Source organism: Streptomyces sp. McG3, assembly GCF_018619185.1.
GTDB lineage: Bacteria > Actinomycetota > Actinomycetes > Streptomycetales > Streptomycetaceae > Streptomyces.
Map to the genome: position 1 here is coordinate 1 of NZ_JAAXYC010000156.1, position 17,977 is coordinate 17,977.

The following is a 17,977-nucleotide window of genomic DNA, read 5'->3' on the forward strand; positions in this document are numbered from 1 at the left end:
CCCCTGGACCACCATGCCCACGCCCGACGACCCCGCCACCCCGCGCCGCCGTGCCCTGGGGCGGGGGCCGGGTGAGGCGGCGCCTTCGGCGGAGGCGGCTCCTGTACAGGAGCCTGAGCCCGTTCCCGTTCCCGTTCCCGTACAAGAGGCTGTGCAGGAGCAGGAGCAGCAGCCGGACGACAAGCGCTTCACCGTCCGGCTGGTGAACTTCGAGGGCCCCTTCGATCTCCTCCTCCAGCTGATCTCCAAGCACAAGCTGGACGTGACCGAGGTCGCCCTGTCGAAGGTCACCGACGAGTTCATGGCGTACATCCGCGCCATGGGCCCCGACTGGGACCTCGACCAGACCACCGAGTTCCTCGTCGTCGCCGCCACGCTGCTCGACCTCAAGGCCGCCCGGCTGCTGCCCGCCGCCGAGGTCGAGGACGAGGCCGACCTCGCGCTCCTGGAGGCGCGGGACCTGCTCTTCGCGCGGCTGCTCCAGTACCGCGCGTACAAGCGGATCGCCGAGATCTTCCAGGGCCGCCTGGAGGCGGAGGCCCGCCGCCACCCCCGTACGGTCGGGCTGGAGGACCAGCACGCCGCGCTGCTGCCCGAGGTGGTCATCAGCATCGGGCCCGAGGGCTTCGCGAAGCTCGCCGTGAAGGCGATGCAGCCGAAGCCCAGGCCCCAGGTGTACGTGGACCACATCCACGCCCCGCTGGTCAGCGTCCGGGAGCAGGCGGGCCTCGTGGTGGAGCGGCTGCGCGCGGCCGGGGCGGCGGTGAGCTTCGCGGTGCTGTCCGGGGACGCGCCGGACACCCTGACCGTGGTCGCCCGGTTCCTGGCCCTGCTGGAGCTGTACCGCGAGAAGTCCGTCACCCTCGACCAGGACGAGGCGCTGGGTGACCTGCTGGTGACCTGGTGCGGTGGGGCGGACGCGGAACCGGTGGTGACGGACGAGTTCGACCAGGAGCTGAACGGGGTCCCCGAGGAGGGCGTACGGCCATGAGCGCGCAGCCGGATCAGGAGAACGAGGAGGGCGCGGTCGCCGCGCTCGATCTGAAGCCCGCCCTGGAGGCGGTCCTCATGGTGGTCGACGAGCCCGCCACCGTCGACCACCTGGCCAAGGTGCTCCAGCGGCCCCGCAGGGCCGTGGCGGACGCGTTGCGGGAGCTGGCCGACGAGTACACCGTGCAGCGCCGGGGCTTCGACCTGCGGCTCGTCGCGGGCGGCTGGCGGTTCTACACGCGCCCCGAGTACGCGGCGGCCGTGGAGGGCTTCGTCCTGGACGGCCAGCACGCCCGCCTCACCCAGGCCGCGCTGGAGACCCTGGCGGTGGTCGCGTACCGGCAGCCGGTGAGCCGCTCACGGGTCTCGGCGGTGCGCGGAGTGAACTGCGACGGCGTCATGCGGACCCTCCTCCAGAGGGGCCTGGTGGCGGAGGCGGGCGCGGAACCCGAAACAGGTGCGATCCTGTACAGGACGACGAACTACTTTCTGGAGCGAATGGGCCTGCGCGGCCTGGACGAGCTCCCGGAGCTCGCGCCCTTCCTCCCGGAGGCGGACGCGATCGAGGCTGAGACGCTAGAGGGTGTGCCGTCGTTCGATCCGGACGCACCGGACACCCCGGATACTCACGCAGACGACAAGACGGAATTTTGATGCGAAGCAGTGGCAGGAACAGCGGAAGCGGCGGCAGCGGCGGCCGGAGCGGCGGCCAGGGCGGTCGCCCCGGCGGTCAGGGCGGCGGACGCGGGCAGGGCGGGCGTGACGGCGGCGGGTCCTTCCGCCAGGGCCAGGGCCAGGGCGGCGGCCAGGGCGGACGCTCCGGCGGCCAGGGCGGCAGCCGCGGCGGAAGCCAGGGCGGGCGGCCCGGAGCCCCGGGCGGCCGTCCCTCCGGCCAGGGCGGGCGTCCCGGCCAGGGAGGCCGTCCCTCCGGCCAGGGCGGGCGTCCGGGCTCTCAGGACGGGCGTCCGAGCTACCAGGGCGGGCGTGACGGCGGCCGCGACGAGGAGCAGCGCCCCCGCCGCCCCCGCCCGGAGGAGCGCCGCTACGACGTCGGCAATGACGCCCCCGGCGCCCGGGCCGAGCAGGACGGCCCCCGCAAGGGCCGCGGCTCGGCCGCCCGCGGCGGCGCCAAGGGTGGCCCCAAGCCCGCACAGGGCGGCAACCGCAGCGGGGGTTTCCGCCGCGCCGCGCCCTCGCGCCCCCGTGAGCTGGACGCCAAGATCGAGCAGCGCAACCGCGACCGGTATGCGAACAAGCCCGAGATCAACCTCCCCAAGACCCACCCGGGCGCCGAGCAGGAGGGCGAGCGGCTGCAGAAGGTCCTCGCCCGCGCCGGCATGGGCTCGCGCCGGGCGTGCGAGGAGCTGATCGAGCAGTCCCGCGTCGAGGTCAACGGCGAGATCGTCGTCGAGCAGGGCATGCGCGTCGACGTGCACCAGGACGAGATCAAGGTCGACGGCCTCACCGTCGCCGCCCAGTCGTATCTCTTCTTCGCGCTGAACAAGCCCGCCGGGGTCGTCTCCTCGATGGAGGACCCGGACGGCCGTCAGTGCCTCGGAGACTACGTGACCAACCGCGAGACGCGGCTGTTCCACGTCGGCCGGCTGGACACCGAGACGGAGGGCATCATCATGCTCACCAACCACGGTGAGCTGGCCCACCGCCTCACGCACCCCAAGTACGGCGTCAAGAAGACCTACCTGGCCGCCGTCCAGGGCCCCCTGCCGCGCGACCTCGGCAAGCGGCTCAAGGACGGCATCCAGCTGGAGGACGGCTACGCCCGCGCCGACCACTTCCGCGTCGTCGAGAACACCGGCAAGAACTACCTGGTCGAGGTGACCCTCCACGAGGGCCGCAAGCACATCGTGCGCAGGATGCTGGCCGAGGCCGGCTTCCCGGTCGAGCGCCTCGTGCGGACGTCCTTCGGGCCGATCCCGCTGGGCGACCAGAAGTCCGGCTGGCTGCGCCGCCTCACCAACACCGAGGTCGGCATGCTGATGCGCGAGGTCGGCCTCTAGCCGTACCACCCGCTCCCACGCGAAGGCCCGCGGCCGGTATCTGTTCGGAAAGTTCGAACAGAACCGGCCGCGGGCCTTTTGCCGTCCCCGTCGAGCCTTTATAGTCAGGGTGACTATTAAGAAGGAGGCGGGCGTGAGTCTCGCGGACGTACTCGATCCCCTGCAACAGCCCCTGGTGACGATCCTGGACACCCCGGTCAGCTGGACCGAGGTGCTGGGCTTCGGAAGCGGGGCGCTGTGCGTCTGGCTCGTGGCCCGCCAGCACCTCGCCAACTGGCCGATCGGCATCGCCAACAACCTCTTCTTCATCCTGCTGTTCGCCCAGTCCGGTCTGTACGCCGACGCCGGCCTCCAGATCGTCTTCATCACCCTCGCCGCGTACGGCTGGTGGACCTGGACCCACGGGGGTGGACCAGGGACATCGGTCCTGCCGGTGCGCAGAACGACCCGCACCGAATGGACCTGGCTGCTCGCGGCGGGGGTGGTGGGGACCCTTGCGATCACCCTGCTGCTGTCCCGGGCCACCGACTCCACCGTCCCGTTCTGGGACGCGGCTACGACGTCCCTGTCGCTGATGGCGACGTACGGACAGTGCCGGAAGCGGCTGGAGTCCTGGTGGCTGTGGATCGCCGCCGACCTGGTCTACATCCCGCTGTACGCCCACAAGGGGCTGTACCTGACCTCGCTGCTGTACGCCGGGTTCCTCGCGCTCTGCCTCGTCGGCCTGCGCGACTGGCACCGCGACCTGACCGCCCGCACCACGCGCCCCGTGGAGGTGGCCGCGGCATGAAGCGTTACGAACACGGCCTGGTCCTGGGCAAGTTCTACCCGCCGCACGCCGGCCACCACCACCTCGTCGAGACGGCCCGGGACCGCTGCGAACGGCTGACCGTGCTGGTCTGCGCCGCCTCCGTGGAGTCCGTCCCGCTCGCCGACCGCGTCGCCTGGATGCGCGAGGTCCACCCGGACGTCACGGTGGTGGGCGCGGTCGACGACACGCACATGGACGTGGCCGACCCGGCCGTCTGGGACGCGCACATGGCGGTCTTCACCGCGGCCGTGCCCGAGCGGGTGGACGCCGTCTTCACCTCGGAGGCGTACGGGGAGGAGCTGGGCCGCCGCTTCGGCGCCGCGTCCGTCCTCGTCGACCCCGACCGCACCCTCTTCCCGGTCTCCGGCACCGCCGTGCGCCGGTCCCCGGCCGACTGCTGGGACTCCCTCCGGCCGCCCGTGCGGGCCGCCCTCGCCCGCCGGGTCGTCGTCCTCGGCGCGGAGTCCACCGGCACCACCACCCTCGCGCGGGCGCTCGCCGCCCACTACCGCGCACGCGGCGGCGTGTGGGCGCGCACCGGCTACGTCGCCGAGTACGGGCGCGAGTACAGCGAAGACAAGCTCGCCGCCCTGCGCGCACGGTGGCCCGGCGCCGCGTGGGAGGACGTCAGCTTCACCACCGACGACTTCCCGCTCATCGCGCAGGCCCAGAACGACCGGGAGGAGGAGGCCGCCCGCGCCGGGTCCCCGGTGCTCCTCTGCGACACCGACTCCTTCGCCACCACCGTCTGGCACGAAAGGTACGTCGGCGGACGCCATCCGCTCGTCGAGGAGATCGCCGACCGCACCGCCCACCACCTGTGGCTGCTCACCGACCACGAGGGCGTCCCCTTCGAGGACGACGGACTGCGCGACGGCGAGGAGCTGCGCCCCTGGATGACCGACCGCTTCCGCGCCGAACTCACCCGCACGGGCCGCCGGTTCATCGAGATCACCGGCCCGCCGGAGGCGCGGCTCACCGCCGCCGTCACCGCCGTCGACGAACTCCTCGCCACCGGCTGGGACTTCGCCGCACCCCTCCCGGAGAAACGATGAGCACCCCCCCGCCCGAGGGCTACGACCCGCACGCCTACGCCCCGTTCGCGGTCACCGTCGATCTCGCGGTCTTCACCGTCCGCGAGGCCCGGCTGCACGTGCTGCTCGTCGAACGCGGCCAGGAGCCCTTCCGGGGCAGGTGGGCGCTGCCCGGCGGCTTCCTGCTGCCCCGCGAGTCCGCCGAGGACGCCGCCCGTCGCGAACTCGCCGAGGAGACCGGCCTCGGCCACGGCGCCGTCGGCGCCCTCCACCTCGAACAGCTGCGCACCTACACCGCCCCGGACCGCGACCCGAGGATGCGGGTCGTCTCCGTCGCGTACGCCGCACTCCTGCCGGACCTGCCCGAACCGCGCGGCGGCGGCGACGCGGCGAGCGCCCGGTGGTGGGACGCGGGCGCCACTGGACCGCTGGCCTTCGACCACGACCGGATCCTCGCCGACGCCCACGACCGGATCGGCGCCAAGCTCGAATACAGCTGCCTGGCCACCGCGTTCTGCCCCGCCGAATTCACCCTCGGCGAGCTCCAGCAGGTCTACGAGACCGTCTGGGGCGTCGAGCTCGACCGCCCCAACTTCCGGCGCAAGGTCCTGAACGCACCCGGCTTCGTCCAGGCCGTCGAGGGCCCGCCGCGCCGCACCGGCGGCCGGGGCAAACCGGCCGCCCTCCACCGGGCGGGCGACGCCACCGCCCTGCACCCGCCGCTCCTGCGCCCGCCACGCCCGGACGCCCCCGCGGACCCGTCGTGATCCGCGGACCCGCTCGTGGTCCGCGGCCCCCTCGCACTCCGTAGCCCCGTCGCACTCCGCACCGGAAGGACGAGACAGATGACCATCACCACCCCGCCCCTCACCAAGCAGGCCGCCACCGGCGTGCTGACCGGGCTCGCGCTCGGCGACGCCCTGGGCTTCCCCACCGAGTTCAACGACGTGCCCGCCATCCTCGCCAAGTTCGGCCCCTGGCGGCAGCTCCCCCTCCTGACGCCCGCCGTCGTCTCCGACGACACCCAGATGACGATCGCCCTGGGCCGAGCCATCCGCACCGCCATGGACAGCGGACTGCTCACGCCCGAACGGCTGGTGGACCCGGTCCGCGCGGAGTTCGTCGCCTGGTACCACTCACCGGACAACAACCGGGCCCCGGGCAACACCTGCCTCACCGCCTGCCGCCTGCTCGAACACACCCGGGTCTGGCAGGAGGCCAGCCAGACGCACTCCAAGGGCTGCGGCGCCAACATGCGGGTCGCCCCTGTCGGCCTGGTCCCCGGCCTCAGCGAGGAACAGCGCGCCGGGGCCGCCCAGCTCCAGGCCGCCCTCACCCACGGCCACCCCACCGCGCTCACCGCCTCCGACCTGCTGGCCCGCGCGGTGTTCCTGCTCGCCCAGGGCGCCGAACCCCTCGGTCTGATCGGACAGCTCCGCAGCTACGCCTACGAGAACCGGGGCCGCTACCACACCCGTTGGCTCGGCGACCTCTGGCGCCACGCGGGCGACGCCACCCCGCAGGCGTACATCCAGCGCGGCTGGGACGAGTGCCTGACCGCGCTGGGACGCGTCCAGGACGCGCTGCGCGATCCGTCACCGGAGACCGACCCGTGCGAGCGGACCGGGGACGGCTGGATCGCCGAGGAGGCCCTCGCCACCGCGCTGCACTGCTTCCTGCTGTTCCCCGAGGAGCCCGTCACCGCCCTGCGCCGGGCCGCCTGCACCCGCGGCGACTCCGACTCGATCGCCTGCCTGGCCGGAGCGCTCGCCGGCGCGCACCTGGGCGCGGCGGCCTGGCCCAAGGAATGGTCCGAGCGCATCGAGTACCGCAGCGACCTGCTCTCCCTCGCCGCGCTCTGGGACGCCTGAGCCGAACCGCCCGGCGGGTGCGCGGCATCGTCCCGCCGACGGGACCTCCCTGAGTGAGCGGAGGGCGACCGGGTACGAGAGGGCGGACCTGTTCCCGTACGAAGGCCTGGTGGTATCCGTGTCCTCCTCACTCGTCGAGACCGTCGACATCAAGGCGCCCGTGGCCGTCACCTGGTCCCTGTGGAGCGATGTCACCCAGTGGCCCAGGTTCCTGAGCCACGTCCAGCGCGTCGATCCGATCGACGAGCGGCGCTTCGCCTGGCAGCTCTCGCTGCCCGGTGCGGAGAAGCGGTTCGTCGCGGAACTCACCGAGGTGGTCCCCGAGGACCGCATCGCCTGGAAGACCACCGAGGGCGTCCACCACGCCGGGGTGGTCACCTTCCACCGGCTCGACGACACGTCGAGCCGCGTCGCCCTGCAGATCGAGTACGACCCGCAGGGATTCATCGAGCACCTGGGCGCGCTGACCAACCTCGACTCCGCCCTGGCCAACTACGACCTGGGCGAGTTCCAGAAGCTGGCCGAGCTCACGGCCGCGTCCGGCGGTCCCCGGGCGGTGTGAGCGCCGTCGGTGTGACCGCGGCCGGTGCGGGCCCGGCCGGCGCCTGATCGCGCGCCGCCGAGGCCCGCCGGGCCCGTACGAGCAAGTCCTCCACCGCCGCCCGGTCGGGCTCCGGCGGCAGCGGGGAGCGGGTCGCCGCCTCGTCGTTCTCCTCGGCGAGGCGGTTCATCCGGCGCTCCACCTCCGGCCAGGACACCTCGCCCCGCCTCACCTCCAGCAGCTCCTGACGGGCCTCGCCGACGTCGATGCGCAGCTCGCCCGTGCGCAGCAGGTCCCGGCAGCTCGCCAGCAGCCGCAGCAGATGCATCGCGTGCTTCCAGCGCGGCGTGCCATGGACCCGTACGTCGGCCTCCAGCTTCCTGCGCTGGCCCAGCGCGTACCGGACGAACGTGTCGTGCGCGGCCCGCGACAGGAACGCCCCGCGCAGGGCCAGCAGCTCGCGGCCGGTGTCGTCCACGGACTCCACCAGCGGGGAGTGCAGGCACTCCAGCACGTTCGGGTTGGCCCGCAGCGCCAGCTCGCAGAAGCGTTCCAGCTCCCAGGAGAACTGCTCCGGCGCGGGGCCCTCCACATGCGTCGGCGGCTTCTCGAAGCGCCAGAACAGCGGGGTGGGCGCGAGGAACACCCCGCGCCGGTCCGTATCGCTGTCCTCCGTGGCCAGCCCGAAGGCGCGCGAACCCATCACGCAGGCGTAGACCGTGTGGTCGCGTACGAGTGCCTCGTCGGCGGCGGTGGTCATGCCCGCGAGCGTACGTGCGCGGTGGCCGCCGCGCCTCGGAGATTCCGGCCCGCCCTCAGCCCAGCCGGATCGCGCCCCCCGCGACGGTGATCCGCTCGGCGGGCAGCGGCCGGGTCGCCGGACCGGCCTCGACCGCCGCGTCCGTGATGCTGTACTTACTGCCGTGGCAGGGGCAGTTGATCGTGCCGTCGCTCACCGTCGAGACGAGGCAGCTCGCATGGGTGCAGACAGCGGAGAACGCCCTGAACTCACCCTCCTCCGGCTGGGTCACCACCACCTTCCGCTCCTTGAAGACGGTGCCGCCGCCGACCGGGATGTCCGCGGTCCGGGCCAGCTCCGCCCCGCCCGAGGCGCCCGGCGACGCCCCGTCCGAGGCACCGTCCGACGCGGTCGGCGCGGAGCTCGCCTCCCCGTCGCCGTCCCCGCCGGACGATCCGCAGCCGGTGGCCAGGGCCGCGGCGCCCGCCGCACCCGCGGCCAGCACCGTCCTTCGCCGTGCGTTCATGAGCTCTCCTTCGGTGGCGGTGCGTGGGCGCCATCGTGGCGGTGGTGGGCCCCCGGGCGAAGCAACCGCGCGGAACATGCCCCCGACCGGGTGGCGGATGGGGCTCCGACGGCTGTGGCCCGCCCGTCCCACGGACGGAACGCCGTGATCAGGTCCGCCGCTGCCGATCTAGGCTGAGGTGAGCAGCCGGCCGCGCCCCAGGGCGCCGGGTCCGGAGGCGGAAGACGAGTGAACAGCGAAGATCGAGAGGAGCACGACGTGGCGGTACGAGCGGTCCGGGGCGCCGTCCAGCTGGACCGGGACGAGGCCGGGCACATGGACCTGCGGGTCGGTGAGCTGCTGACGGCCGTCCTGGACCGGAACGGACTCGTCGCCGACGACCTGATCAGCATCTGGTTCACCGCCACCCCCGACCTGCACAGCGACTTCCCCGCCGCCGCCGCGCGCGGCCTCGGAATCGTCGACGTACCCCTGATCTGTGCCCAGGAGCTGGACATCGAGGGGGCCATGCCCCGGGTCGTCCGTATCCTCGTGCATGTCGAGACCTATCTCTCGCGCGCCGAGATCAGCCACGTCTATCTCGGCGCCACCGCCGCTCTGCGCAAGGACATCGCCCAGTGAGAACCGCCCTCGTCATCGGAACCGGGCTCGTCGGCACCTCCGCCGCCCTCGCACTGGCCGGCCGCGGCGTCCATGTGCACCTCGTCGACCACGACCCCGCCTTCGCCCGCACCGCGGCCGCGCTCGGCGCCGGTACGGACGAGGCGCCGGACGGCCGCGTCGACCTGGCGATCGTCGCCGTACCGCCCGCGCACACCGCCGCCGTCCTGGCCGGGGCCATGCGCGACGGGGTGGCCCGCGGCTACCTGGACGTCGCCAGCGTCAAGGGCGGCCCGCGCCGCGAGCTGGAGGCGCTCGGCCTCGACCTCACCCCGTACATCGGTACGCATCCGATGGCCGGCAAGGAGCGGTCCGGCCCGCTCGCCGCGACCGCCGACCTCTTCGAGGGCCGCCCCTGGGTCCTCACCCCGACCCGGGACACCGACACCGAGGTGCTCAACCTCGCGCTGGAACTCGTCGCCCTGTGCCGGGCCGTCCCCGTCGTCATGGACGCCGACGCCCACGACCGGGCCGTGGCCCTCGTCTCGCACACCCCGCAGCTGATCTCCTCGATGGTCGCCGCCCGGCTGGAGGAGGCCGACGAGACCGCCGTACGGCTCTGCGGACAGGGCATCCGCGACGTCACCCGGATCGCCGCGTCCGACCCCCGGATGTGGGTGGAGATCCTCTCCGCCAACCCCGGCCCGGTCGCCGACGTCCTCGCCGGGGTCGCCGCCGACCTGGCGGAGACCGTGACCGCGCTGCGCGGCCTGCACTCCGCCGACGAGGAGAAGCGGCGCGCGGGCACCGACGCCATCGAGGACGTCCTGCGCCGCGGCAACGCGGGCCGCGTCCGGGTCCCCGGCAAGCACGGCGCGGCCCCCACCGCCTACGAGACCGTGGCCGTCCTCATCGGCGACAAGCCGGGCGAGCTGGCCGCGATCTTCGCCGACGCCGGCCGGGCCGGGGTCAACATCGAGGACGTCCGCATCGAGCACGCCACCGGCCAGCAGGCCGGCCTCGTCCAGATCATGGTCGAGCCCAGCGCCGCCCCGGTACTCGGCGCGGCCCTCCAGGAACGCGGCTGGTCGATCCGCGGCTGAGCCCGGTCCCGTACGACGGGGCGGCGCCACCCCCGCCCGGGTGGCCCGCCTCCCCGGTACGGGGTACAAGAGCCCGCCCGGTACTCGGTAACCTGGTACGAGGCCGTCCTCAAGGCCCGTCCGTCCCCGCACCGTGTACCAGGAAGGTGTCCACCACCGTGGAAACCGCACGCTCCTCCGTGATCGTCGCCATCGACGGGCCCTCGGGCACCGGCAAGTCGAGCACGTCCAAGGCCGTCGCCGCCAAGCTCGGCCTGAGCTACCTGGACACGGGCGCGCAGTACCGGGCCATCACCTGGTGGATGCTGAACAACGGCATCGACGTGGGCAACCCGGCCGAGATCGCGACCGCCGCCGCCAAGCCGGTGATCGTCTCCGGTACCGACCCCGCCGCCCCGACGATCACCGTCGACGGCGAGGACGCCTCCGGCCCGATCCGCACCCAGGAGGTCACCTCCAAGGTCAGCGCCGTCAGCGCCGTCCCCGAGGTGCGGGCGCTCATCACCGAGCTCCAGCGCTCCATCGCCGCGGCCACGACCGGCGGCATCGTCGTCGAGGGCCGGGACATCGGCACCACCGTGCTGCCCGACGCCGACCTCAAGATCTTCCTCACCGCCTCTCCGGAGGCCCGCGCCGCCCGCCGCAGCGGCGAGGTCAAGGGCTCCGACCTGACCGCCACCCGGGAAGCCCTGATCAAGCGGGACGCCGCCGACTCCGGCCGCAAGACCTCGCCGCTCGCCAAGGCGGACGACGCCGTCGAGGTGGACACCACCGAGCTGACCCTCCAGCAGGTCATCGAGTGCGTCGTCACCCTCGTCGAGGGGAAGCGGGTCGCCGCGTGAGCGATGCCACAGGCGCGCCCACGCTGCGCGGAGCGGCCGTCGGGCGATCCATCGGCATCGGCCTGATGTACGGGCTGTGGAGGCCCAGGGTCCTGGGCGCGTGGCGCGTGCCCGCCGCCGGACCCGTCATACTCGCGGTGAACCACTCCCACAACATCGACGGACCGATGCTGATGGGCACCGCACCCCGGCCGGTGCACTTCCTGATCAAGAAGGAGGCGTTCGTCGGCCCCCTCGACCCGTTCCTGCACGGAATCGGTCAGATCGAGGTGGACCGCCGAGTCGTCGACCGCACCGCCATCACCCACGCGCTGGGCGTGCTGGCGGACGGCGGCGTCCTCGGGATCTTCCCCGAGGGCACCCGAGGCGAAGGAGACTTCGCCTCGCTGCGGGCCGGACTCGCGTACTTCGCGGTACGCGGCGGGGCTCCGATCGTCCCCGTGGCCGTTCTGGGAAGCACCGAGCGCCGCGGACGGTTGATACGGGGGCTGCCCCCGCTGCGCAGCCGGGTCGACGTCGTCTTCGGCGACGCGTTCGACGCGAGCGCGGGCGACGGGCGGCGGACGCGCAGGGCGCTGGACGAGGCGACCCTGCGGATCCAGGCGAAGCTGACCGCCCACCTGGAAAGCGCCAAGCGCCTCACCGGGCGATAGGCGAGACTTGAGTAGTGGACCGCGCTGATCGCGGTCCATCGATGATGATGCAAAGAGGAACGGACTTCATGAACGACCAGATTCACTCCGACGGCTCGGGCCACGAGCACGGAGCACTTGGCGATGCCGAGTTCGCGGAGTTCATGGAGCTCGCCGCGCAGGAAGGCTTCGATGCCGAGGAGGTCGAGGGCGCCCTCGACGAGGCCGGGCACGGCCCGCTCCCGGTGCTCGCCGTCGTCGGCCGCCCCAATGTCGGCAAGTCGACCCTGGTGAACCGGATCATCGGCCGCCGCGAGGCCGTCGTGCAGGACAAGCCCGGCGTCACCCGCGACCGCGTCAGCTACGAGGCCGAATGGGCCGGGCGCCGCTTCAAGGTCGTCGACACGGGCGGCTGGGAGCAGGACGTGCTGGGCCTCGACGCCTCCGTCGCCGCCCAGGCCGAGTACGCCATCGAGACGGCCGACGCGGTCGTCTTCGTCGTCGACTCGACCGTCGGCGCCACCGACACCGACGAGGCCGTGGTCAAGCTGCTGCGCCGGGCCGGCAAGCCCGTCGTCCTCTGCGCCAACAAGGTCGACGGACAGAGCGGCGAGGCGGACGCCACCGCCCTGTGGTCGCTGGGCCTCGGCGAGCCCTACCCGGTCTCCTCGCTGCACGGCCGCGGCACCGGCGACATGCTGGACGCGGTCCTGGCGGCGCTGCCCGACGCCCCGGCCCAGAAGTTCGGCACCGCCCTCGGCGGGCCCCGCCGCATCGCCCTGATCGGCCGTCCGAACGTCGGCAAGTCCTCCCTGCTGAACAAGGTCGCGGGCGAGGACCGGGTCGTCGTCAACGAGCAGGCCGGCACCACCCGCGACCCGGTCGACGAGCTGATCAAGCTCGGCGGCATCACCTGGAAGTTCATCGACACGGCCGGCATCCGCCGCCGCGTCCACCTCCAGGAGGGCGCGGACTACTACGCCTCGCTGCGTACGGCCGCCGCCGTCGAGAAGGCCGAGGTCGCCGTCATCCTGATCGACTCCAGTGAGTCCATCAGCGTCCAGGACCAGCGCATCATCACCATGGCCGTGGACGCCGGGCGCGCCATCGTCGTCGCGTTCAACAAGTGGGACACCCTCGACGAGGAGCGCCGCTACTACCTGGAGCGCGAGATCGAGACGGAGCTCGCGCAGATCGCCTGGGCCCCCCGCGTCAACGTCTCGGCCCTCACCGGCCGGCACATGGAGAAGCTGGTCCCGGCGATCGAGACCGCGATCGAGGGCTGGGAGACCCGCGTCCCCACCGGTCGGCTCAACGCCTTCCTCGGTGAGATCGTCGCCTCCCACCCGCACCCGATCCGCGGCGGCAAGCAGCCGCGCATCCTCTTCGGCACCCAGGCGGGCACCAAGCCCCCGCGCTTCGTGCTCTTCGCCTCCGGCTTCCTGGAGCACGGCTACCGCCGCTTCGTCGAGCGCCGTCTGCGCGAGGAGTTCGGCTTCGAGGGCACCCCGATCCACATCTCCGTCCGGGTCCGCGAGAAGCGCGGCCGCAACAAGTAGCACCGACGCACGACGAAGCCCCGGGCCGCTCTCGCGAGAGCGGCCCGGGGCTTCGTCGTGGGCCTTCGCCGTGCTGTCTTCGTCGTGGGGCCCTTGTCGTGCGGCCCCGGCAGTCCCGCGTCGTGGGGCCTTCAGGAGTCCCGTGACCCCGGCGGCAGCGCCGCGGGCCGGGGGCGCCCCGCATGCCGTCCCACCCGCTGCCAGGAGCCGAGGCTCCCGGTGTGCTGGCTCTGCCCGCCACTTCCGCCCTGGCCGTTGTGCCCACCGTTGCCGCTGTGCCCGGAGGGGGCGGGGTGGCCGCTCAGTGCGGTCCTGGAGGCGAAGAGACCGGCGCCGAAGGCCGGGAAACCGAGATTCTCCTCGCCGCTCCGGTCGCCCGGCAACGCCCGGAACGAGCGCCGGTACTCGGAGTACAGCGCGTCGTAGATCGGGGTGGGGGACACGCCCCCCGACGGATCCTGCGAAGGACGCATGGCAGGGATCTGACTCTGATGCTGGCGGGAGGAGTCGTATGAGTGCACGTAGGTGCCAACGACCTCACCGCCCGTCGGATGCGGCTCCGCCGGAGAAAACGCTGTTCGGCGGGGGCGTCCGAGTCGGCCGGACACGATCAGGTCCCGGCCAGCGGCATCGACGCGGCGACCAGCAGCCCGTTGACCGCGGCCTTCTCCAGGGCGTCCCGGAGCAGGTCCTCGCGCGGCTGCTGACCGATGGTGCCGGCCGGGGCGGCGAAGACCAGGACCGTCTGTGACTTGTTGACCGCGGCCCGCCAGCCGTCGGTCACCTGGAGCGGCTGGTGGGCCTGCCACCAGGCGACCGGGTTGCCGCCGCCGGCGCTCGGCTGCAGCACGGCGTGCAGCTGGCCCACCGCCAGCAGCACGGACCAGCCCGTGAGGACCTCCGGCAGCCGGTTCATGTCGGGGGCGGGGCGGAAGCCCTGCTCCAGCAGCAGCTGGAGGAACTCGTCGCCCCCGCTGCCGTCGGTGCCGGGCCGGGCGACCGGGCCGGTCGGTTCGACGACCAGGGCCGGGCGGAGATCGTCCTCGATGAGGACGAGTCCGCTGGTGATGCCGAGGACTGCCTGTTCGGGCATGCGCCCCTCCGTGTTCTTCTGCTCGCTTCCGGTGATGCTGCGCACCGCGCCCTGGAGCTGGTCCTCGGCGACCTTGACGACCTGCGAGGGGATGCACGTCGCGTGGGCGAACGCGAGCACCGCGGTCTCGTCGCCGATGAACAGCACCGTGCTGGTGCGCTCCTGGTCGGAGTCGCCGGGGGTGCGGCAGGAGGTGCAGTCGTAACTGCCCGGGGCGTTGTCGCCGACGAGCAGCCGGTCGGCTTCGTCGTCGCCGATCTCGGCGCGTACGTCCTGGCTGACGTCGAGCATGCGCGGCACGGGGACTCCTCGAACTCGGTGCGTGGGCCGGGTGGTTCCCGGGCTCCATGAAGAGACAACGCGGGATCCGTGGCCGGGGTCACGCACCGGGGCGCACGGAAGTGCGGCACAGGTCGACACATCGGTACGTCGAGCAGTCGACGTACGGCTCCCGCGTTCCGCCGGGGAAGTTTTTACCGGAGGGCAGGCAACCTCTCGGCATTCTCCTACGTCAAGCTCCAAGGAAAGTCTTGGTGAACGGGTGGCGGCAGCCGTCCGGGTTACCGCACCGGTGGCCCGCACCCGCGGTCCCGTTACTTCCGGTGCCTGCGGCTATCCGGATTGAATGCCTCCGGAACCCGCAGGTCAGCGGCGGTTCGACGGCAGGGCGGGCCTACCGTGGGGGAGGTCGCGGATGCTCCGGGATTTCCCGGTGTATTTCGGGCGGCAAATCGCCGGGAAGCGCAGACTTGACCAGGCCGGGCCGACAGGGGGAAACAGCGAAACCATGCATATTTCTTTTCTTCTGCACAATGCCTACGGAATCGGAGGAACCATTCGGACGACGTTCACGCTCGCCCGTACGCTCGCCGAGCAGCACGACGTCGAGATCGTGTCCGTCTTCCGGCACCGTGACGCCCCCGTCCTCGGCGCACCCGAGGGCGTGACGCTGCGCCACCTCGTGGACCTGCGGAAGAAGAGCGCGACGTACGACGGCGGCGACGCCGAACACGCCCGGCCCGCGGCGGTGTTCCCGCGCGGGGACAGCAGGCACAAGCAGTACAGCAGGCTCACCGACGCCCGCATCGCCGCCCATCTCCGGGCGGTCGAGGCGGACGTCGTCGTCGGCACCCGCCCCGGGCTCAACGTGCACCTCAGCCGGGGGACCCGCCGCGGACCGGTGCGCGTCGGGCAGGAGCATCTGACGCTCGACAGCCACAACTACCGGCTGCGCCGCGAGATCGCCCACCGGTACACACTGCTCGACGCGCTCACCACCGTCACCCGTGCCGACGCGGACGACTACCGAAGCCGGCTGAAGCTGCCGGGCGTGCGGATCGAGGCCATCCCCAACGCCGTTCCCGAGCCCGCCTGTCCGCCCGCGAGCGGCGACCTGAAGTGGGTCGTCGCGGCGGGCCGGCTGCACCGGGTCAAGCGCTACGACCTCTTGGTGCGGGCCTTCGCCCAGGTGTCCGCGGCCCGCCCGGACTGGCGGCTGCGCATCTACGGCGGCGGGGACGCGACCGGCGACGAACAGGCGTCGCTGCGCACCCTCGTCGACGAACTCGGCCTGCACAACCACGTGTTCCTGATGGGCTCGGCCAACCCGATGGAGGCCGAGTGGCCCAAGGGGTCGATCGCCGCCGTCACTTCGGACCGCGAGTCCTTCGGTATGACGATCGTCGAGGCGATGCGCGGCGGTCTGCCGGTCGTCGCCACCGACTGCCCGCACGGGCCGGCCGAGATCGTCGAGGACGGCGTCGACGGGCGGCTGGTCCCCGTCGGCGACCCGGAGGCGATCGCCGCCGCGCTGCTCCAGCTGATCGAGGACGACGAACTGCGCCACCGGATGGGCCGGGCCGCGCTCGGCGCCTCGGCCCGCTTCGACCCGGCGCGGATCGCCGAGCGCCACGAGAGCCTGTTCGCCGAACTCGTCGCCCGCGGCGCCCAGGGGCACGGGCACGGCGCCCTGCGCACCGCGCTGCACCGCACCCGGGGCAGCGTCCTCGACGGGGCCTACGCCCTGCGCTACAAAGCCGCCGACGCGCTCCGCAAGGGAAGGGCCGCATGACCCCCGCCATAGCCACCGTACGGGCCGACTGCGCCGCCGATCAGGCCGGGACGATCACCTTCGACCTGACCGCCCCGGCCCCCGCCCCCGCGTCCGTGCTCCTCCTGCGGCGCCGGGGCGCGGCCGGCAAAAGGCCCGGCGGCACGGTGCGGATCCCGCTCAGCGGGTCCGGCCCCGGGCGGCTGCGGGCGGTCCTCCCGGCCGCCACCGAACTGTCCGAGGGACGCTGGGACGCCTATGTCGAGGAGCCGGGATCCGAGACCGCCCGGACCGTCGAGCCGGGGCTCCGGGACCTGCGGGCCCTCGTCGACCGCAGCCCGGACACCGGAGCCGTGAGCGTCAGCGCCCGGGTCCCCTACCCGACCGCCGACGGCCGGCTCGCCCTGCGCTGCTGGGTCCGCGCCCCGCACGCCGAGGCGGGAGCCGTCGTCGTCGGCCGGGCCGGCATGACGGTCGAGGGCGTGCTGTACGGCGTCGCCGTGGGGGAGGGTGCCGTCGTGGAGGCCCGGCTGCCGGGGGACCGGGAGCGGGTGCACCGCTTCCCGCTCACCCCCGCCGACGGGCCGTCCGGCGCCTTCGCCTGCACCGTGCCGTTCGGGCCGCCGGCCGAGGGGCCGGTGGACGGGGCGCAGCTCTGGCAGCTGTGGCTGGTCCCGGCGGCGGGCACGGCCGGGGTCAGGATCTCCCGCATCCTCGACGACGTCTGGTCCCGCGGCAAGTCCTTCGTCTACCCGGCCCGGGCGGCCGCCCCCGGAGTGCTCGCCACCCCCTGCTACACCGCCGACAACGACCTCTGCCTCCGACTGGAACCCGGACCGGCGGTCCGCTGAGGGAGGGGATCGCGGGCCGAGCGGATCGCGGGCCGAGGGGGTTGCGGACCGATAGTGTCCGCAACCCCTGGCAGACTCACCCGCATGTTGGAGACCTCGGCACGACTGCTGCGCCTGCTCTCACTGCTCCAGGCCCACCGGGACTGGTCCGGCGCCGATCTGGCCGACCGGCTCGGCGTCACTCCGCGCACCGTGCGCCGGGACGTCGACAAGCTGCGCGACCTGGGCTATCCGGTGAACGCCAGCAGGGGCACCGGCGGCGGCTACCAGCTCGGGGCCGGCGCCGAGCTGCCGCCGCTGCTGCTGGACGACGAAGAGGCCGTCGCGGTCGCCGTCGGCCTGCGCACGGCCGCAGGGCACGGCATCGAGGGCATCGGCGAGACCTCCGTACGCGCGCTGGCCAAGCTGGAACAGGTGCTGCCGAACCGGCTGCGCCGCCGGGTGAGCGCGCTCGGCGCGTTCACCGTGCCGATGCTGCACGGGGCGGACGACTCCGCCGTGGACCCCGGCCTGCTCACCGAGCTGGCGACCGCCTGCCGGGACGCGGAGCGGCTCCGGTTCGCGTACCGGGCCCACGGTGGGGAGGTCACGCGCCGGACCGTGGAGCCGCACCGGCTCGTCTGCACCGAGCACCGCTGGTATCTGGTGGCCTGGGATCCGGACCGGGCGGACTGGCGCACCTTCCGGGTGGATCGGATCACCCCGACCCCGCCGCAC

20 protein-coding genes are annotated in these 17,977 nt (G+C 73.1%); 16 read left to right on the forward strand and 4 right to left on the reverse strand.

What is annotated here, in order from left to right; translation table 11 throughout:
* The first annotated feature begins 13 nt into the window (after nucleotides 1–13).
* The 8 genes from HET64_RS23415 (at nucleotide 14) to HET64_RS23450 (ending at nucleotide 7,286) form a co-directional block, all read left to right on the forward strand.
* Entirely contained in the window at nucleotides 14–991 is a 978-nt protein-coding gene (locus tag HET64_RS23415; RefSeq protein WP_215108633.1) for a ScpA family protein, read from the forward strand.
* Nucleotides 988–1,644, forward strand: coding sequence for an SMC-Scp complex subunit ScpB (scpB, locus tag HET64_RS23420; protein WP_069757464.1), 657 nt, complete (start codon nucleotides 988–990; stop codon nucleotides 1,642–1,644). The genes HET64_RS23415 and scpB overlap by 4 nt, the downstream gene beginning before the upstream one ends.
* On the forward strand, nucleotides 1,644–3,008 hold the full coding sequence (locus HET64_RS23425; RefSeq protein WP_215108597.1) for a pseudouridine synthase: 1,365 nt from the start codon (nucleotides 1,644–1,646) through the stop codon (nucleotides 3,006–3,008). The genes scpB and HET64_RS23425 overlap by 1 nt, the downstream gene beginning before the upstream one ends.
* Nucleotides 3,009–3,141: 133 nt before the next feature.
* Nucleotides 3,142–3,798, forward strand: coding sequence for a nicotinamide riboside transporter PnuC (pnuC, locus tag HET64_RS23430; RefSeq protein WP_215108599.1), 657 nt, complete (start codon nucleotides 3,142–3,144; stop codon nucleotides 3,796–3,798).
* Complete coding sequence (locus HET64_RS23435; protein ID WP_215108601.1) at nucleotides 3,795–4,874, forward strand: AAA family ATPase; 1,080 nt, start codon at nucleotides 3,795–3,797, stop codon at nucleotides 4,872–4,874. The genes pnuC and HET64_RS23435 overlap by 4 nt, the downstream gene beginning before the upstream one ends.
* Nucleotides 4,871–5,620: an NUDIX domain-containing protein gene (locus HET64_RS23440; RefSeq protein WP_215108603.1), complete on the forward strand. Its 750-nt coding sequence runs from the start codon at nucleotides 4,871–4,873 to the stop codon at nucleotides 5,618–5,620. Before HET64_RS23435 ends, HET64_RS23440 begins: the two co-directional genes overlap by 4 nt.
* Nucleotides 5,621–5,698: 78 nt before the next feature.
* Entirely contained in the window at nucleotides 5,699–6,724 is a 1,026-nt protein-coding gene (locus HET64_RS23445; RefSeq protein WP_215108606.1) for an ADP-ribosylglycohydrolase family protein, read from the forward strand.
* 118 nt (nucleotides 6,725–6,842) lie between these two features.
* Nucleotides 6,843–7,286: an SRPBCC family protein gene (locus HET64_RS23450; protein WP_215108608.1), complete on the forward strand. Its 444-nt coding sequence runs from the start codon at nucleotides 6,843–6,845 to the stop codon at nucleotides 7,284–7,286.
* Here the strand turns inward: HET64_RS23450 and HET64_RS23455 are convergent.
* Nucleotides 7,252–8,025 (reverse strand): DNA polymerase beta superfamily protein, encoded by a 774-nt coding sequence (locus HET64_RS23455; RefSeq protein WP_215108610.1) that lies wholly within the window; start codon nucleotides 8,023–8,025, stop codon nucleotides 7,252–7,254. The two genes, HET64_RS23450 and HET64_RS23455, sit on opposite strands and share 35 nt — an antisense overlap.
* 55 nt (nucleotides 8,026–8,080) lie before the next feature.
* The gene (locus HET64_RS23460; protein WP_215108612.1) at nucleotides 8,081–8,530 is read right to left on the reverse strand and encodes a Rieske (2Fe-2S) protein; all 450 of its coding nucleotides are present in this window, start codon (nucleotides 8,528–8,530) and stop codon (nucleotides 8,081–8,083) included.
* A gap of 258 nt (nucleotides 8,531–8,788) precedes the next feature.
* Between HET64_RS23460 and aroH the strand changes: the two genes are divergently transcribed.
* The 5 genes from aroH (at nucleotide 8,789) to der (ending at nucleotide 13,266) form a co-directional block, all read left to right on the forward strand.
* The gene (gene aroH, locus HET64_RS23465) at nucleotides 8,789–9,151 is read left to right on the forward strand and encodes a chorismate mutase (RefSeq protein ID WP_215108613.1); all 363 of its coding nucleotides are present in this window, start codon (nucleotides 8,789–8,791) and stop codon (nucleotides 9,149–9,151) included.
* Nucleotides 9,148–10,233: a prephenate dehydrogenase gene (locus HET64_RS23470; RefSeq protein WP_215108614.1), complete on the forward strand. Its 1,086-nt coding sequence runs from the start codon at nucleotides 9,148–9,150 to the stop codon at nucleotides 10,231–10,233. The genes aroH and HET64_RS23470 overlap by 4 nt, the downstream gene beginning before the upstream one ends.
* A 146-nt stretch (nucleotides 10,234–10,379) precedes the next feature.
* The gene (cmk, locus tag HET64_RS23475; protein WP_215108616.1) at nucleotides 10,380–11,075 is read left to right on the forward strand and encodes a (d)CMP kinase; all 696 of its coding nucleotides are present in this window, start codon (nucleotides 10,380–10,382) and stop codon (nucleotides 11,073–11,075) included.
* Nucleotides 11,072–11,728, forward strand: a complete 657-nt coding sequence (locus HET64_RS23480; protein ID WP_215108618.1) for a 1-acyl-sn-glycerol-3-phosphate acyltransferase — start codon at nucleotides 11,072–11,074, stop codon at nucleotides 11,726–11,728. The genes cmk and HET64_RS23480 overlap by 4 nt, the downstream gene beginning before the upstream one ends.
* 68 nt (nucleotides 11,729–11,796) lie before the next feature.
* The gene (der, locus tag HET64_RS23485; RefSeq protein WP_215108620.1) at nucleotides 11,797–13,266 is read left to right on the forward strand and encodes a ribosome biogenesis GTPase Der; all 1,470 of its coding nucleotides are present in this window, start codon (nucleotides 11,797–11,799) and stop codon (nucleotides 13,264–13,266) included.
* A 131-nt stretch (nucleotides 13,267–13,397) separates the two neighbouring features.
* On the opposite strand, the gene HET64_RS23490 is transcribed toward der, so the two are convergent.
* Complete coding sequence (locus HET64_RS23490) at nucleotides 13,398–13,739, reverse strand: hypothetical protein (RefSeq protein WP_215108622.1); 342 nt, start codon at nucleotides 13,737–13,739, stop codon at nucleotides 13,398–13,400.
* 137 nt (nucleotides 13,740–13,876) lie between these two features.
* Nucleotides 13,877–14,659, reverse strand: coding sequence for a hypothetical protein (locus tag HET64_RS23495; protein WP_215108625.1), 783 nt, complete (start codon nucleotides 14,657–14,659; stop codon nucleotides 13,877–13,879).
* Between the two features lie 487 nt (nucleotides 14,660–15,146).
* Here HET64_RS23495 and HET64_RS23500 point away from each other — a divergent pair, with 487 nt between their 5' ends.
* The 3 genes from HET64_RS23500 to HET64_RS23510 all read left to right on the forward strand — a co-directional run.
* Nucleotides 15,147–16,430: a glycosyltransferase family 4 protein gene (locus HET64_RS23500; protein ID WP_215108627.1), complete on the forward strand. Its 1,284-nt coding sequence runs from the start codon at nucleotides 15,147–15,149 to the stop codon at nucleotides 16,428–16,430.
* Complete coding sequence (locus HET64_RS23505; RefSeq protein ID WP_215108629.1) at nucleotides 16,427–17,260, forward strand: transferase; 834 nt, start codon at nucleotides 16,427–16,429, stop codon at nucleotides 17,258–17,260. Before HET64_RS23500 ends, HET64_RS23505 begins: the two co-directional genes overlap by 4 nt.
* A gap of 84 nt (nucleotides 17,261–17,344) precedes the next feature.
* Nucleotides 17,345–17,977, forward strand: a 633-nt coding sequence (locus tag HET64_RS23510; protein WP_215108631.1) for a YafY family protein, incomplete at its 3' end; no start/stop codon positions are given.

What these genes read in the sequence shown, in the direction of transcription:
- HET64_RS23415 (WP_215108633.1), top strand. Translation starts at nt 14, where the DNA reads ATGCCCACGCCCGACGACCCCGCCACCCCGCGCCGCCGTGCCCTGGGG.
- scpB (WP_069757464.1), top strand. Translation starts at nt 988, where the DNA reads ATGAGCGCGCAGCCGGATCAGGAGAACGAGGAGGGCGCGGTCGCCGCG.
- HET64_RS23425 (WP_215108597.1), top strand. Translation starts at nt 1,644, where the DNA reads ATGCGAAGCAGTGGCAGGAACAGCGGAAGCGGCGGCAGCGGCGGCCGG.
- HET64_RS23435 (WP_215108601.1), top strand. Translation starts at nt 3,795, where the DNA reads ATGAAGCGTTACGAACACGGCCTGGTCCTGGGCAAGTTCTACCCGCCG.
- HET64_RS23440 (WP_215108603.1), top strand. Translation starts at nt 4,871, where the DNA reads ATGAGCACCCCCCCGCCCGAGGGCTACGACCCGCACGCCTACGCCCCG.
- HET64_RS23445 (WP_215108606.1), top strand. Translation starts at nt 5,699, where the DNA reads ATGACCATCACCACCCCGCCCCTCACCAAGCAGGCCGCCACCGGCGTG.
- HET64_RS23455 (WP_215108610.1), bottom strand. Translation starts at nt 8,025, where the DNA reads ATGACCACCGCCGCCGACGAGGCACTCGTACGCGACCACACGGTCTAC.
- HET64_RS23460 (WP_215108612.1), bottom strand. Translation starts at nt 8,530, where the DNA reads ATGAACGCACGGCGAAGGACGGTGCTGGCCGCGGGTGCGGCGGGCGCC.
- der (WP_215108620.1), top strand. Translation starts at nt 11,797, where the DNA reads ATGAACGACCAGATTCACTCCGACGGCTCGGGCCACGAGCACGGAGCA.
- HET64_RS23490 (WP_215108622.1), bottom strand. Translation starts at nt 13,739, where the DNA reads ATGCGTCCTTCGCAGGATCCGTCGGGGGGCGTGTCCCCCACCCCGATC.
- HET64_RS23500 (WP_215108627.1), top strand. Translation starts at nt 15,147, where the DNA reads ATGCATATTTCTTTTCTTCTGCACAATGCCTACGGAATCGGAGGAACC.
- HET64_RS23505 (WP_215108629.1), top strand. Translation starts at nt 16,427, where the DNA reads ATGACCCCCGCCATAGCCACCGTACGGGCCGACTGCGCCGCCGATCAG.